Genomic DNA, 13,615 nt, shown 5'->3' on the forward strand with positions numbered 1-13,615 from the left:
GTTTATGCTCCCAGCAGGCTTTGCCCACAGACCCGCAGTGCTTGGCCGCTGACCGCGCCGGAGCCCGGCTGGCCGAGCCAGGCCACCGCCTCGGCGACGTCCTGCGGCAGGCCGCCCTGGCCCAGCGAACTCATGCGCCGCCCAGCTTCACGCAGGGCGAAAGGAATGTGCGCGGTCATCTGGGTTTCGATAAACCCCGGCGCCACGGCGTTGATGCTGATCCCACGCTCACCCAGCAACGGCGCCCAGGCCTGGGCCAGGCCGATCAGCCCGGCCTTGCTCGCGGCATAGTTGGTTTGCCCGCGATTGCCAGCGATGCCGCTGATGGACGCCAGCAACACCACACGGCCGTTGTCGTGCAGGGTGCCGCTGTCGAGCAGCGCCTTGGTCAGCACTTGCGGCGCGTTGAGGTTGACCGCCAGCACCGCGTCCCAGTATTCCGGGGTCATATTGGCCAAGGTTTTGTCGCGGGTGATGCCGGCGTTGTGCACCACGATGTCGATGCCGTCTGGCAAGTGCTCGATCAACTGCGCGGCAGCGTCTTCGGCGCAGATGTCCAGCACCACGGTGCGTGCGCCCAAGCGTGCCGCCAAGGCTTCGAGATCGGCCTTGGCCTGGGGCACGTCGAGCACGATCACCTCGGCACCGTCGCGCGCCAGGGTTTCGGCGATGGAGGCGCCAATGCCACGGGCGGCGCCAGTGACCAACGCTTTGCGCCCGGCCAATGGGCGGGTCCAATCCTCAACCGGTGTGGCGCAGGCTTGCAGGCGAATCACCTGGCCTGAGATGTAGGCGCTTTTAGGCGACAGGAAAAACCGCAATGCACCCTCCAACTGGTCTTCGGCGCCTTCGCCCACGTACAACAATTGCAACACGCCGCCGCTGCGCAGCTCTTTTGCCAGGGAGCGACTGAAACCTTCCAGGGCTCGCTGCGCACTGGCGGCGAAGGGGTCGCTGAGGCTTTCCGGCGCCCGGCCAAGAATCACCACATGCGCGCTGTGGTCGAGATTTTTCAGCAATGGCTGAAAGAATTCGCGCAGCTGCTTGAGTTGGTCGGTGTGCTGCAAGTCGCTGGCATCGAACACCACGGCCTTGAGCTTGGGGCCATGCCCGGGAATCCACGCTGCTGCCCCCAATGGCTCAGCGCCGTAGCTGTAAGTGGCATCGGTGAGCTTGTTGGCAAACGCCAGCACCTTGGCGGCCAGGGCGCCGCCGCCTAGCAGCAGCGCACCCTCCACCGGGCGCAGGCGCCCGGCCTGCCAGCGCTCCAGGCGTACCGGTGACGGCAGGCCAATGGCGGCGACCAGGCGATGGCCGAGGCTTGAGTTGGCGAAGTCGATATAACGGTCAGACATGGAACGCTCTCCAAAGGCTGGGGTTCAAACGGTTGACCACCCCGGTGTGGTAGTCGTTCGATCAGCCTAGGCTAGGCTTGATGATTCCACCCACAACTATCAGGGAGCTTTCCATGACTCAATTGCGCCGTGTAGCGATCATTGGCGGTAATCGCATCCCCTTCGCCCGATCCAACGGTCCTTATGCTACGGCGAGTAACCAGGCGATGTTGACCGCTGCCCTGGAGGGCCTGATCGAACGCTACAATCTGCACGGCCTGCGCATTGGCGAGGTGGCGGCGGGGGCCGTGCTCAAGCATTCCCGCGACTTCACCCTCACCCGCGAATGTGTGCTGGGCTCGCGGCTGTCGCCGCAAACCCCGGCTTACGATATTCAGCAGGCGTGCGGCACTGGGCTTGAGGCGGCGTTGCTGGTGGCGAATAAAATTGCCTTGGGGCAGATTGACTGCGGCATTGCCGGGGGCGTCGACACCACCTCTGACGCGCCTATCGGTGTGAACGAAGGGCTGCGTAAGATCTTGTTGCAAGCCAATCGCAGCAAATCCATGGCGGATAAATTAAAAGTCCTGTTACAACTTCGTCCCCATCATCTTAAGCCGGAGCTGCCGCGCAATGGCGAGCCGCGCACCGGTCTGTCCATGGGCCAGCACTGCGAGTTGATGGCGCAGACCTGGCAGATTCCCCGCGCCGAGCAGGATCAGTTGGCGCTGGAAAGCCATCAGAAAATGGCCGCGTCCTACGCCGAAGGCTGGCACAACGATTTGCTTACGCCGTTTCTCGGCCTGACCCGCGACAACAACCTGCGCCCCGACCTGACCCTGGAAAAACTCGCCAGCCTCAAGCCGGCGTTCGAGCGCAGCGAAAAGGGCACCCTCACCGCCGGCAACTCCACGCCGCTCACCGATGGTGCATCGCTGGTACTGCTGGGCAGTGAAGCCTGGGCCAAGGAACGCGGCTTGCCGATCCTGGCGTACCTGCGCGATGGCGAAGCGGCGGCGGTGGATTTCGTCAACGGCGCCGAAGGCCTGTTGATGGCGCCGGTATACGCAGTGCCGCGCTTGTTGGCTAGGAATGGTCTGACGCTGCAGGACTTCGATTACTACGAGATTCACGAAGCCTTCGCTGCCCAAGTGTTGTGCACGCTCAAAGCCTGGGAAGACCCGCAATACTGCAAGACCCGCCTGGGGCTGGACGCGCCGCTGGGCTCCATCGACCGCAGCCGGCTCAACGTCAAGGGCAGTTCATTGGCCGCCGGGCATCCGTTTGCGGCCACCGGTGGGCGTATTGTCGCCAACTTGGCCAAGCTGTTGGACGTGGCGGGCAAGGGCCGTGGGCTGATTTCGATCTGCGCCGCCGGCGGCCAAGGTGTGACGGCGATTATCGAACGTTAAAAATGTACAAAAAAATTGGCATATTGGATGCATTCTTAAGTGCCAAAGGTCGGTAGCCTCTCCCCGAGGCGAGCCGATTGCCGTATAACGAGTGCCATACGCGTGTTTGGTAATAAAGGACCCACAATAAAAGCTGATGAAGACTCCTAAACGCATTGAACCCCTGATCGAAGACGGTCTGGTCGACGAAGTGCTGCGCCCACTTATGAGTGGTAAAGAAGCAGCTGTTTATGTGGTGCGCTGCGGCAACGAATTGCGTTGCGCCAAGGTTTACAAGGAGGCGAATAAACGAAGTTTTCGTCAGGCGGCCGAGTACCAGGAAGGCCGTAAGGTCCGTAACAGCCGCCAGGCCCGGGCCATGGCCAAGGGTTCCAAATTCGGTAAGAAAGAAACCGAAGATGCCTGGCAGAACGCCGAAGTAGCGGCGTTGTTCCGCTTGGCCGGTGCAGGCGTTCGCGTGCCTAAGCCGTACGACTTCCTCGAAGGCGTGCTGTTGATGGAACTGGTGGCCGACGAGTACGGCGATGCGGCGCCGCGTCTGAATGACGTAACGCTGGACCCGGACCAGGCACGTGAATATCACGCCTTCCTGATTTCCCAGATCGTGCTGATGCTGTGTACCGGTCTGGTGCACGGTGACTTGTCCGAGTTCAACGTGCTGCTTACGCCGACCGGCCCGGTGATTATCGACCTGCCTCAGGCGGTGGATGCGGCAGGTAACAACCATGCGTTCAGCATGTTGGAACGGGATGTGGGCAACATGGCTTCCTACTTCGGGCGCTTTGCTCCGGAGTTGAAGAAGACCAAGTACGCTAAGGAAATGTGGGCTTTGTACGAAGCCGGCACGCTGCATCCGGCCAGTGCATTGACTGGTGAGTTTGACGAACCGGAAGAGTTGGCGGATGTGGGCGGTGTGATCCGCGAGATCGAAGCGGCGCGGTTGGATGAAGAGCGTAAGCAAGCGATTCGGGCCGCGGATGATGCGCCACCGAGTAAAGCGTCGGAAGAACCTCCGCCGCCGCCTTGGATGCAATGATCTTCAGGCCCATGAAGCGCTTGGAGTGGCTTGCTGCGATACAGACACCTCGGTGTATCAGGCATCACCCGTTGATGCTATCGCAGGCAAGCCAGCTCCCACAGTTGGTTTGGGGTTGAATCAGTTTAAGCGTCAGGCGCAACAGCTGCCCGACGCCAACTCCTTGAGAATCGGGCAATCCGGCCGATGATCGCCTTGGCAGTGTTCCACCAAGTCCTGCAACGTATCGCGCAGTTGCCCAAGCTCCAGGATTTTCTGATTCAGCTCATCGATGTGCTGGCGCGCCAAGGCTTTTACGTCGGCGCTGGCTCGCTGCCGGTCTTGCCACAGTGTCAGCAACTTGCCGACTTCCTCCAGGGAAAACCCCAGATCCCGCGAGCGCTTGATAAACGCCAGCGTGTGCAAGTCGTCGGCGCCATACACGCGGTAGCCGCTGTTGGTGCGATGGGCGGCTTTGAGCAGGCTGATGGACTCGTAGTAACGAATCATCTTCGCGCTCAGCCCGCTCTGGCGGGCGGCTTGGCCGATGTTCATGGGCGTTTATCCTCCAAATGCTCCGGTTTCCAAGTGCTCGGCTTCCAGGTTTTTAACAGTAACGCATTGCTCACCACACTGACGCTGGACAACGCCATGGCGGCGCCCGCCAATACCGGGTTGAGCAGGCCGAACGCCGCCAGGGGAATACCGATCAAGTTATACACAAAGGCCCAGAACAGGTTCTGGCGGATTTTGGCGTAGGTCTTGCGGCTGATCTCCAGCGCCGCCGGCACCAAACGTGGATCGCCGCGCATCAGGGTGATACCGGCGGCGTGCATTGCCACATCGGTGCCGCCGCCCATGGCGATGCCGATATCGGCGGCGGCCAGGGCCGGGGCGTCGTTGATACCGTCGCCGACCATCGCCACCACCCCGGTCTTTTTCAACTCGGCGACGGTGGCGGCTTTGTCGGCCGGCAGTACTTCGGCGTGTACATCGTCAATGCCCAGCGCCTCGGCCACCACGCGGGCGCTGCCGCGATTGTCGCCGGTGAGCAAGTGGCTGCTGATGTGCTGGGCCTTGAGCCGTTCCACGGCCTCCAGTGCGCCGGGTTTAAGCGTGTCGCCAAAGGCAAATAACCCCAGCACACGTGGTTGCGCACCTTGTTCGATCAGCCAGGACAAGGTGCGGCCTTCGGCTTCCCAGGCGTTGGCGGAATCAGCCAAGTCACCCACGCTCAAGCCGTTCTCTTCCAGCATGCGACGGTTGCCCAAAGCCAGTTGCCGGCCATCGAGCGTGCCCGCGATGCCGCGCCCGGTGAGGGATTGGCTAGCAGTCACATCCGCCACGTTTAGGCCTTGTTCGCTGCAGGCATCCAGCACCGCCTTGGCCAACGGGTGTTCGCTGCCGCGTTGCAGTGCACCGGCCTGTTGTAACAGTAGGGCTTCATTGCCATCCACGGCCGCCAAGTGCGCAATTTTTGGCGCGCCGGAGGTGAGGGTGCCGGTCTTGTCGAACACCACGGCGCTGACGGCATGGGCGCGTTCCAAGGCTTCAGCGTCTTTGATCAGGATGCCGTAGCGCGCGGCGACGCCGGTGCCGGCCATGATCGCGGTCGGCGTGGCCAGGCCCAAGGCACAGGGGCAAGCAATCACCAGCACCGCGACCGCATTGATGATCGCGGTTTCCAGCGATGCACCGTACAGCCACCAGCCCACCAGCGTGATCAACGCCAGCACCAGCACGGCGGGCACAAATACCTGGCTGACTTTATCCACCAGTTTCTGGATCGGTGCTTTCGCCGCCTGGGCGTCTTCCACCAGGCGGATGATGCGCGCCAACACACTTTCGGCGCCCAAGGCCTGGGTGCGCACCAGCAAGCGGCCTTCACCGTTGATGGCGCCGCCGGTGACCTTATCCCCCGGTTGTTTCGGCACCGGCAGGCTTTCGCCGCTGATCAAGGCTTCGTCGGCATGGCTTTGGCCGTCCACCACTTCACCGTCGACCGGGAAGCGTTCGCCGGGTTTGACCAGCACCAGGTCATCGAGCTTCAACGCGCTGATGGCAACGTCTTCTTCGCGGCCATCAAACACGCGAATCGCCCGCTCCGGGCGCAAGGCTTCCAAGGCACGAATGGCGCTGGCGGTCTGGCGCTTGGCGCGGCTTTCCAGGTATTTACCCAGCAGCACCAGGGCGATCACTACCGCTGAGGCTTCGAAATACAAGTGCGGCATGCTGCCTGCAGGCGCGGTGAGCCATTCGTAGATACTCAGGCCGTAACCGGCGCTGGTGCCGATAGCTACCAGCAGGTCCATGTTGCCGGCGCCGGCGCGGACGGCTTTCCACGCGGCTATATAGAAGCGCGCGCCAAAGATGAACTGCACGGGGGTGGCCAGGGCGAACTGCACCCAGGCGGGGAGCATCCAGTGCAGGCCGAAGGGTTCCACCAGCATCGGCAGCACCAGGGGCAGCGCCAGCAAGATCGCCAGCAGCAGCGACCAACGCTCGTGGTGCAGGCGCTGGGCTTGGTTGGCATCGGTGACGGTTTCACTTTGCGGCAGGGTGGCGGTGTAGCCAGCTTTGTCGACGGCGGCGATCAAGACGCCGGGGTCCATCTGGCCCAGCACTTCGACATGGGCACGTTCGTTGGCCAGGTTGACGCTGACGCTTTGCACCCCCGGCACCTTGCCCAGCGCGCGCTCGACACGGCCGGCACAACTGGCGCAGGTCATGCCGCTGATGGGCAGGTCAAACGTGGTGGATCCATTCATGGGGCAGTCCTCCAGGAGACGTTGCCCCTAGAATCAACCTTGACCTGTGGGGAAGGTCAGCGCGATTCCAGCGCAGGTTTCAGGTACATGCCATCCGGGCCCTGGGCGATACGCAATTTGCGCACGTCACCGGCCTTCAGTGTGATGTTCTGCGCTGGCGGCGCCAGCATGCCCGGTAGGCAGCCGGCGGCTTGGCCCGGCAACAGCTTCAGGCGCAGCGACACATTGCCTGCCGGCAAGTTGAACGAGGTGGCTTGTTCCTGGAACAGGCGCCCGGCCAACTGGTCCTGAATGTACAGGCCAATCTCGCAATTGGTCAGCACTTCCAAGCGTTCGCGGGAAATGATCAGCACCGCGTAGTCTTGATCGGCGCTGGCCTGGGGCGCAACGGCAGACAAGCTCAACAGGCTGACAAGGGCAAAAAGCGACCAGCGCATGGCGAATGCTCCGTGGTTCATAGCTAAGATGCATGAAGCTTGGCCGACGCGGCGGCCGAATACCAGCCCGGCCGGTATTTATGAAACTTGACCTTGCCATCGTGGCAAGGTCGAGACTCAATTCACTCTCAATACAGGAGTCATATCATGCAAATATTCAGCGTTGAAGGAATGACCTGCGGCCATTGCGTTCGAGCGGTAACCCAGGCCGTGCAAAGCCAGGACCCGGCGGCGAGCGTCAACGTCAACCTGGCGGCCAAAGAAGTGGGCGTTGAAAGCCACTTGTCGGCCGAGCAGGTCATCGAGCTGATCACCGAAGAAGGCTACAGCGCCAAGCTCGCGTAAGTTTTCTGATAGTTAGCGAGCTAACGTAATGTTCATGGCACCCAAGCGCGGCTAGACTGTCGAGCTGCCGACTCACTTGGGTGTCTGATGAACCTCCGCATAATCCTGATTCTGGGCGCCTTGAGCGCCTTCGCGCCGTTGGCGATCGACTTCTACCTGCCGGGCTTCCCCGCCATGGCCACGGCGTTCGCCACCGACGAAAAACATATCCAGCTGACCCTAGCGGTGTATTTCGGCGGTCTGGCCATCGGCCAACTGATCTACGGCCCGCTGGCCGACCGCTTTGGTCGGCGTGTGCCGCTGCTCAGCGGCGTGACCCTGTTTACGGTGGCATCCTTTGCCTGCGCCTATGCGCCGTCGCTGGATTGGCTGATCGGCGCGCGCTTCGTGCAAGCCCTCGGCGGCTGCGCGGGCATGGTGATTTCGCGCGCAGTGGTCAGCGATAAATGCGACGCCGTGGGTTCGGCCAAGGTGTATTCGCAACTGATGCTGGTGACTGGCCTGGCGCCGATCCTCGCGCCGTTGGCGGGTGGGGTGATGGTCGGGTTGTGGGGCTGGCAGTCGATTTTCCTGGCGCTGTCGATCTTCAGCGTGATGGCGGCCATCGCGGTGGCGGTCGGCTTGCCGGAAACCTTTCCGGCCCATCAGCCGCGCCAGCCACTGTCCGGCTCGCTGCGCCGCTATGGCGCGCTGCTGTCTGACCGGGTTTACCTCGGCTACGCCTTGACCGGCGGCATTTCGATTGCCGGGATGTTTGCCTACATCGCCGGTTCACCTTTCGTGTTTATCAAGCTCTACGGCGTGCCTGCGGAGCATTATGGCTGGCTGTTCGGCTCCAACGCGGCCGGCTTTATCCTGGTGGCACAGCTCAATGCGCGGTTGCTGGCCAAACGTGGCCCGGCGTTTTTGCTGTCGCGCACCGTGTGGGTCTACGTAGCGGCGGCGTTGTCGCTGTTGGGCATTGCTGCCTTGCGCACCGAAGCCCTGTGGCCGTTGCTGGTGCCGCTGTTTATCTGCATCGCGAGCTTAGGCTGCATTTTGCCCAACACCTCGGCGTGCGCCATGAGCGGCCAGGGTGCACGGGCCGGTAGCGCATCGGCGCTGCTGGGCTGCATTCAGTTTGGCGTGGCAGCGGGTGCGGCGTCCCTGGTCGGCGTGTTGCACGATGGCACGGCGATGCCGATGGCGATGGTCATCAGTTTGTGCGGTGTCTTGGCGGTGACCATTGCCATGTCGACCCAGCGCCTGCAACGGGCGCGGGCCGTGCAAGCGCAGGGCTGAGGTGTTCGATCAGCCGGCGGCGGCGCGCTGCTGGCTGAGAGGGATGCGGTGGGGCGCCTGGATACGGGCTTGCAGGGTGTCGGCAAAGGCGCGGGCCTCGGCCTCACTGCGGAAGGTGAACGCGTCGCCGTCGAGGCTGACCTGCCATTTGTTGCCGGGGGATTTTGCTAACGCTCTTATCAGGATCTTCATTGCTGACTTCCTCACGTAAAAGAATCGTGGCAAAGGCGGCCAATATAAACCCGAATGCGCTCACAAATATGACAAAGATCAACTCTCTGACTAATGGTGCCGTCCATTACTCACAGGAATAAAAGACGACACTGACAGAAGTTTTTTCAGAAACCTTCCAACACGATCTTGCCCTTGGCCTTGCCGCTTTCCAGCAACGCGTGGGCACGGCGCAGGTTCTCGGCGTTGATCACACCGAAGTGCTCGCCCACCGTGGTCTTCAGGGTGCCGGCGTCGATCAGCTCGGCCACACGGTTGAGCAGGTGGTGCTGTTCGATCATGTCCGGCGTCTCGAACATCGAACGCGTGTACATGAACTCCCAGTGCAACGACAGGCTCTTGCGCTTGAGTTTGCTCACATCCAGCGCCTTGGGATCGTCGATCAGCGCCAGCTTGCCTTGGGGCTCCAGGGCCTCCACCAGTTGGTCCAAGTGATGGTCGGTCTGGGTCAGGCTGGCGACGTGGGTTACGTGTGGGTGGCCGGCGTTTTTCAGCGCTTCGCTGAGCGGTTGGCTGTGGTCGATCACCAGGTCGGCGCCGAGGGCTTTGGCCCACTCTTGAGTTTCCGGGCGCGAGGCGGTGCCGATGACTTTCAGCGCAGTGAGTTGGCTGGCCAGTTGCGTCAGGATCGACCCCACACCCCCGGCGGCACCGACGATCAGCAGGCTCTGGCCTTCATCCTCCTTGCCTTCACGCACCTGCAGGCGCTCGAACAGCAACTCCCAGGCGGTGATGGCGGTCAGCGGCAGCGCGGCAGCTTCGGCAAACCCCAGGCTCTTGGGCATGTGGCCGACGATGCGTTCATCCACGGTGTGCAGTTCGCTGTTGCCACCCGGGCGTACGAGGGAGCCTGCGTAGAACACCGTGTCACCGGCCTTGAACAGCGTCACGTCGCTGCCAACGGCCTTGACCACGCCGGCCACGTCCCAGCCCAGCACCTTGGCGGCGCCATTTTCCGGGGCGACGTTCTGGCGCACCTTGGTGTCCACCGGGTTGACCGAGATGGCTTTGACTTCCACCAACAGGTCGCGCGGGCCGGCGACCGGCTCTGGTAGTTCGATGTCTTGCAGGGATTTTGCATCGGTGATGGGCAGTGCGGCGTAGTAGGCAATGGCTTTCATAAGGGCTCCGGAAAAGGGCGTTGATCAGGCAAGAAATTTCAGGCGCTTGAGTTCGAAGTGTTCGATCACGTCAGCGGCCTTGGCGCGGAAACTCTGGATATGCGCGCTCTGGTCGTGGTCGGCCAGCGCCGCGTCGTCGCTCCAGCGTTCGAGCATGTAGAAGGTCTCGGGGTGTTGCAGGTCCTGGTGCAGGTCGTACTGCTCGCAACCCGCTTCCAGGCGGGTCGGTTCCAGCAGGCCGCGCAGCAGGGTTTCCAAGGTGGCCTGTTGGCCGGGTTTGGCGATCAGCGTAGCGATGACGTTAAAGGCAGCGGACATATTCAACTCCAAGCACGTGATGAACGGGATGGGCAGATGATTGGCTATTTCCCAGGAAGATAAAACCCGCTAAAACAGCAGTCTGTTTCAATAGAATTTTGATAATTGGCGAGAATGCATGCTGCGTTTTGATGATTTGCAGTTGTTTGTGCGCGCGGCGGACCTGGGCAGTTTGTCCGCCGCGGCGCGGGTCATGGACCTGTCGCCGGCGGTGGCCAGCGCCGCGTTGAAGCGCATCGAGCAGCAACTGGGCACGCGCTTGCTGGCACGCTCCACGCGCAGCCTGCGTTTGACCGCCGAGGGTGAAGGTTTTCTGGGGTACGCCCGCGCCGCGTTGAGTTCGCTGGACGAGGGGCGGCGTTTATTGGCCAGCGGCCAGGACCACGTCAGCGGCGTGCTGCAGCTGTCGGCGCCTTCAGACTTCGGGCGCAACCAGCTGCTGCCGTGGCTCGATGAGTTCCAGCGTGAATACCCGCAACTGACCGTGCGCCTGCTGCTGGGTGACCGCATTGCCGACCTGTTCCGCCAGCCGGTGGACATCGCCCTGCGCTATGGCGAGCCCGAAGACTCGAGCCTGATCGCGCTGCCCATCGCCCCGGACAATCTGCGCGTGCTGTGCGCCGCGCCCAGTTACCTGGCGCGGCATGGCGAGCCGCGCCATCTGGAGCAACTGGCCCAGCACAATTGCCTGCTGTACATGCTCGGCAGTCGCGTGCACGACCATTGGAGTTTTCACGACGGCAAGCGCGAGATCAGCCTGACGGTGACCGGCGACCGCTTCAGTGACGACGCCGACGTGGTTCGCCGCTGGGCGGTGGCGGGTGTCGGCATTGCCTACAAGTCTTGGCTGGACGTGAGCAGTGACGTGCTGGCCGGGCGCTTGCGCGTGATCCTGCCGGAGCTGCGCGGTGAGCGTACGCCGCTCAATCTGCTGTGCGCCCATCGCGCGCAATTGAGCAAACCCATCAACCTGCTGCGCGAAATGCTCGTGGCCCGTTGTGCGACATTGACCGCGCAATGGCCGGAGCGATTGAACGCGGCGCAGTAGCCTCCACCAAAGTAAGAAATTTCACTCAGAGCCTGTCCCTTTCCGCGCTGTCAGACGCCGCGGAGCGGGCGGTTTGCGCCCCTATACTTCGTTCCAACCGCAGCAGACAAATGCTTAACAAGGAATGAATACATGGAAGCAGCACCGTGCATCAGTCATATCGCCGGCTTGCTCTGCGAGCCCAAGCGTACCGCCATGCTCTGGGCCTTGATGGACGGCTCGGCCAAGTCCTCAGAAGAATTGGCGACGTTGGCCGGGCTGTCGTCGGCGTCGGCTATTGCACATTTGTCGCGGCTCACCGGGGGCGGTTTGCTACGGGTCGAGGCCCGGCGTGGCAAGCGGCTGTTTCGCGTGGCGGCCGCCGATGTCAGTGCGGCCATCGACGCCTTGGCCAATACCACCATGGCCAGTGCCGCACGCATGACGCCGGATGTTTTACCGAAGGCCCTGCTGGCGCCGGCGCCATTGCGACACGCCCGTTTGTGCCATGGGCACCTCGGCGGTGAGTTGGCGGCGTGGCTTTACCAGCAGATGGCGGATGCTGGCTGGATCGATCGCCATGAGCAGCGTACCGATATTACTGTCGCGGGTGCGCAGCACTTTGCGCGCCTGGGCATTTTTACCCAGGCGCTGGCATCGCCTGTGGTTTGCGACTGTTTTGACTGGAGCCAGCAGCAACCGCACCTGGGTGGCCCGTTGGGCGCGGGGCTGCTGCAACTGTTTTTACAGTCCGGCTGGATCAGCGTGGCCAACGAGTCCCACGCCTTGCAGGTTACCGGCACCGGGCATGTGGAAATCAACCGGCTGGTTGCGTTGTAGGCGGGCCATCGTCGCTCAGAGTTTCAGTCAGGTCGCATCCAGCAATTACCGGTGAAAACGATGCCGCACACTCGCTCTGGGGCTTTTTCACACAGGGGGTGCGGCATGGGTATGCAAGGCTATAGCGCAGCGGAACGGCTGGAACGGTTGCCGATCAGCGGTTACCACCGAGTCATCTTCATCATCATCGCCCTGGCGTTTTTCTTCGATTCCATGGACCTGGCGATGATGACGTTTCTCTTGGGCTCGATCAAAACCGAGTTTGGCCTGAGCACGGCCCAGGCCGGGTTGCTGGCCAGTTCGAGTTTTTTTGGCATGGTGATCGGTGCCTCTTTATCCGGGATGTTGGCAGATCGCTTCGGACGCAAGCCGGTGTTCCAGTGGAGCATCGTGTTGTGGGGCGTCGCCAGTTACCTGTGTTCCACCGCGCAGACGGTGGAGACATTGACGCTGTTTCGCATCCTGCTGGGGATCGGCATGGGCATGGAGTTCCCGATTGCGCAGTCGATGCTCTCGGAGCTGATCCCAGCCAAGAGGCGCGGGCGCTATATCGCCTTGATGGATGGTTTCTGGCCGCTCGGTTTTGTGGCGGCGGGCGTGCTGTCTTATTTTCTGCTGCCGGTGATTGGCTGGCGCGACATCTTTTTGGTGCTGGCGGTGCCTGCGGTGTTTGTATTGGCGATTCGGTTTTTTATCCCGGAGTCGCCGCGCTGGCTTGAGCAGGCCGGCCGGCAGGCGGCGGCGGATAAGGTGTTGCTGGGCATTGAGCAAAAAGTGCGCAATTCGCTGGGGCGCGCCGACTTGCCGGAACCGATTGCCTTGCCACGGGTTGAGAGCGTGCCGGGGACGTTTTTCTCGGCGTTTCAACAACTGTGGTCGGCGCAGTATCGCCAACGCACGATGATGATCTGGAGCGTATGGTTCTTTGCCTTGCTGGGCTTTTATGGGCTGACGTCCTGGCTGAGCGCATTGTTGCAGCAGTCGGGTTTTGCCGTGACCCAATCGGTGTACTACACGGTGATCATTTCCCTGGGTGGGATTCCCGGGTTCTTGATGGCGGCCTGGCTGGTGGAGCGCTGGGGGCGTAAGCCGGTGTGCGTGGTGACGTTGCTGGGCGGCGGGGTGATGGCATTTCTGTATGGGCAGAGCGCGGTGTTTGGCGGCAACGTGGGGCTGCTGATTACCTCGGGGCTGTTGATGCAGTTCTTTCTGTTTGGCATGTGGGCGGTGTTGTACACCTACACGCCGGAGCTGTATCCCACTTCGGCGCGGGCCACTGGTTCCGGGTTTGCCTCGGCAATTGGCCGGGTTGGTTCGTTGCTGGGGCCGTTGGTGACCGGGCTGGTGTTTCCGATAACCGGGCAGGGCGGGGTGTTTGCCTTGGGCGCGCTGTGTTTTGCGGTGGCGGCGCTGGTGGTGTGGGTGTTTGGGATGGAGACGAAGGGTAAGACGTTGGAAGAACTGGCCGAGGCTTAGAGGGCGACAT

At 62.1% G+C, this 13,615-nt stretch carries 14 protein-coding genes; 7 read left to right on the top strand and 7 right to left on the bottom strand.

The window, feature by feature from the left end:
- Window positions 1-2: 2 nt before the first annotated feature.
- Complete coding sequence (locus GJU48_RS03055) at window positions 3-1,355, bottom strand: 3-oxoacyl-ACP reductase (protein WP_094951754.1); 1,353 nt, start codon at window positions 1,353-1,355, stop codon at window positions 3-5.
- A gap of 113 nt (window positions 1,356-1,468) precedes the next feature.
- On the opposite strand from GJU48_RS03055, the gene GJU48_RS03060 reads away from it, so the two are divergent.
- Entirely contained in the window at window positions 1,469-2,746 is a 1,278-nt protein-coding gene (locus GJU48_RS03060; protein WP_094951755.1) for an acetyl-CoA C-acetyltransferase, read from the top strand.
- A gap of 136 nt (window positions 2,747-2,882) precedes the next feature.
- Window positions 2,883-3,782, top strand: a complete 900-nt coding sequence (locus GJU48_RS03065; protein WP_094951756.1) for a PA4780 family RIO1-like protein kinase — start codon at window positions 2,883-2,885, stop codon at window positions 3,780-3,782.
- A 132-nt stretch (window positions 3,783-3,914) separates the two neighbouring features.
- Here the strand turns inward: GJU48_RS03065 and cueR are convergent, their stop codons facing one another.
- Genes cueR through GJU48_RS03080 form a run of 3 tightly spaced genes read right to left on the bottom strand, consistent with a single transcriptional unit; the run spans window position 3,915 to window position 6,966 of the window.
- Window positions 3,915-4,316, bottom strand: coding sequence for a Cu(I)-responsive transcriptional regulator (cueR, locus tag GJU48_RS03070; protein ID WP_094951757.1), 402 nt, complete (start codon window positions 4,314-4,316; stop codon window positions 3,915-3,917).
- Complete coding sequence (locus GJU48_RS03075; RefSeq protein ID WP_094951758.1) at window positions 4,313-6,529, bottom strand: heavy metal translocating P-type ATPase; 2,217 nt, start codon at window positions 6,527-6,529, stop codon at window positions 4,313-4,315. Before GJU48_RS03075 ends, cueR begins: the two co-directional genes overlap by 4 nt.
- Window positions 6,530-6,585: 56 nt before the next feature.
- Window positions 6,586-6,966, bottom strand: coding sequence for a hypothetical protein (locus tag GJU48_RS03080; RefSeq protein WP_155295923.1), 381 nt, complete (start codon window positions 6,964-6,966; stop codon window positions 6,586-6,588).
- Between the two features lie 147 nt (window positions 6,967-7,113).
- Between GJU48_RS03080 and GJU48_RS03085 the strand changes: the two genes are divergently transcribed.
- A complete protein-coding gene (locus GJU48_RS03085; RefSeq protein WP_094951760.1) occupies window positions 7,114-7,311 on the top strand; it encodes a heavy-metal-associated domain-containing protein in 198 nt (65 codons plus the stop codon).
- An 87-nt stretch (window positions 7,312-7,398) separates the two neighbouring features.
- Entirely contained in the window at window positions 7,399-8,592 is a 1,194-nt protein-coding gene (locus GJU48_RS03090; protein WP_094951761.1) for a multidrug effflux MFS transporter, read from the top strand.
- Window positions 8,593-8,601: 9 nt separating this feature from the next.
- Here the strand turns inward: GJU48_RS03090 and GJU48_RS03095 are convergent, their stop codons facing one another.
- The 3 genes from GJU48_RS03095 to GJU48_RS03105 form a co-directional block, all read right to left on the bottom strand.
- Window positions 8,602-8,784: a hypothetical protein gene (locus GJU48_RS03095; protein WP_094951762.1), complete on the bottom strand. Its 183-nt coding sequence runs from the start codon at window positions 8,782-8,784 to the stop codon at window positions 8,602-8,604.
- Window positions 8,785-8,930: 146 nt separating this feature from the next.
- On the bottom strand, window positions 8,931-9,944 hold the full coding sequence (locus GJU48_RS03100) for a zinc-binding alcohol dehydrogenase family protein (protein WP_094951763.1): 1,014 nt from the start codon (window positions 9,942-9,944) through the stop codon (window positions 8,931-8,933).
- A gap of 24 nt (window positions 9,945-9,968) precedes the next feature.
- Window positions 9,969-10,262 (bottom strand): putative quinol monooxygenase, encoded by a 294-nt coding sequence (locus tag GJU48_RS03105; protein WP_094951764.1) that lies wholly within the window; start codon window positions 10,260-10,262, stop codon window positions 9,969-9,971.
- 118 nt (window positions 10,263-10,380) lie between these two features.
- Between GJU48_RS03105 and GJU48_RS03110 the strand changes: the two genes are divergently transcribed.
- The 3 genes from GJU48_RS03110 to GJU48_RS03120 all read left to right on the top strand — a co-directional run bounded on the left by GJU48_RS03110 (window position 10,381) and on the right by GJU48_RS03120 (window position 13,605).
- Window positions 10,381-11,310, top strand: coding sequence for a LysR family transcriptional regulator (locus GJU48_RS03110; RefSeq protein ID WP_094951765.1), 930 nt, complete (start codon window positions 10,381-10,383; stop codon window positions 11,308-11,310).
- A gap of 132 nt (window positions 11,311-11,442) precedes the next feature.
- Entirely contained in the window at window positions 11,443-12,129 is a 687-nt protein-coding gene (locus GJU48_RS03115; RefSeq protein ID WP_094951766.1) for an ArsR/SmtB family transcription factor, read from the top strand.
- A 105-nt stretch (window positions 12,130-12,234) separates the two neighbouring features.
- A complete protein-coding gene (locus GJU48_RS03120) occupies window positions 12,235-13,605 on the top strand; it encodes an MFS transporter (protein WP_094951767.1) in 1,371 nt (456 codons plus the stop codon).
- Window positions 13,606-13,615: the final 10 nt, after the last annotated feature.

Source organism: Pseudomonas sp. IB20 (genome assembly GCF_009707325.1).
In the GTDB taxonomy this organism is placed as follows: Bacteria; Pseudomonadota; Gammaproteobacteria; order Pseudomonadales; family Pseudomonadaceae; genus Aquipseudomonas.

Excerpts from the sequence above, each read along its gene's own strand:
- GJU48_RS03055 (WP_094951754.1), bottom strand. The coding sequence starts at position 1,355 with ATGTCTGACCGTTATATCGACTTCGCCAACTCAAGCCTCGGCCATCGC.
- GJU48_RS03060 (WP_094951755.1), top strand. The coding sequence starts at position 1,469 with ATGACTCAATTGCGCCGTGTAGCGATCATTGGCGGTAATCGCATCCCC.
- GJU48_RS03065 (WP_094951756.1), top strand. The coding sequence starts at position 2,883 with ATGAAGACTCCTAAACGCATTGAACCCCTGATCGAAGACGGTCTGGTC.
- cueR (WP_094951757.1), bottom strand. The coding sequence starts at position 4,316 with ATGAACATCGGCCAAGCCGCCCGCCAGAGCGGGCTGAGCGCGAAGATG.
- GJU48_RS03075 (WP_094951758.1), bottom strand. The coding sequence starts at position 6,529 with ATGAATGGATCCACCACGTTTGACCTGCCCATCAGCGGCATGACCTGC.
- GJU48_RS03080 (WP_155295923.1), bottom strand. The coding sequence starts at position 6,966 with ATGCGCTGGTCGCTTTTTGCCCTTGTCAGCCTGTTGAGCTTGTCTGCC.
- GJU48_RS03085 (WP_094951760.1), top strand. The coding sequence starts at position 7,114 with ATGCAAATATTCAGCGTTGAAGGAATGACCTGCGGCCATTGCGTTCGA.
- GJU48_RS03090 (WP_094951761.1), top strand. The coding sequence starts at position 7,399 with ATGAACCTCCGCATAATCCTGATTCTGGGCGCCTTGAGCGCCTTCGCG.
- GJU48_RS03095 (WP_094951762.1), bottom strand. The coding sequence starts at position 8,784 with ATGAAGATCCTGATAAGAGCGTTAGCAAAATCCCCCGGCAACAAATGG.
- GJU48_RS03100 (WP_094951763.1), bottom strand. The coding sequence starts at position 9,944 with ATGAAAGCCATTGCCTACTACGCCGCACTGCCCATCACCGATGCAAAA.
- GJU48_RS03105 (WP_094951764.1), bottom strand. The coding sequence starts at position 10,262 with ATGTCCGCTGCCTTTAACGTCATCGCTACGCTGATCGCCAAACCCGGC.
- GJU48_RS03110 (WP_094951765.1), top strand. The coding sequence starts at position 10,381 with ATGCTGCGTTTTGATGATTTGCAGTTGTTTGTGCGCGCGGCGGACCTG.
- GJU48_RS03115 (WP_094951766.1), top strand. The coding sequence starts at position 11,443 with ATGGAAGCAGCACCGTGCATCAGTCATATCGCCGGCTTGCTCTGCGAG.
- GJU48_RS03120 (WP_094951767.1), top strand. The coding sequence starts at position 12,235 with ATGGGTATGCAAGGCTATAGCGCAGCGGAACGGCTGGAACGGTTGCCG.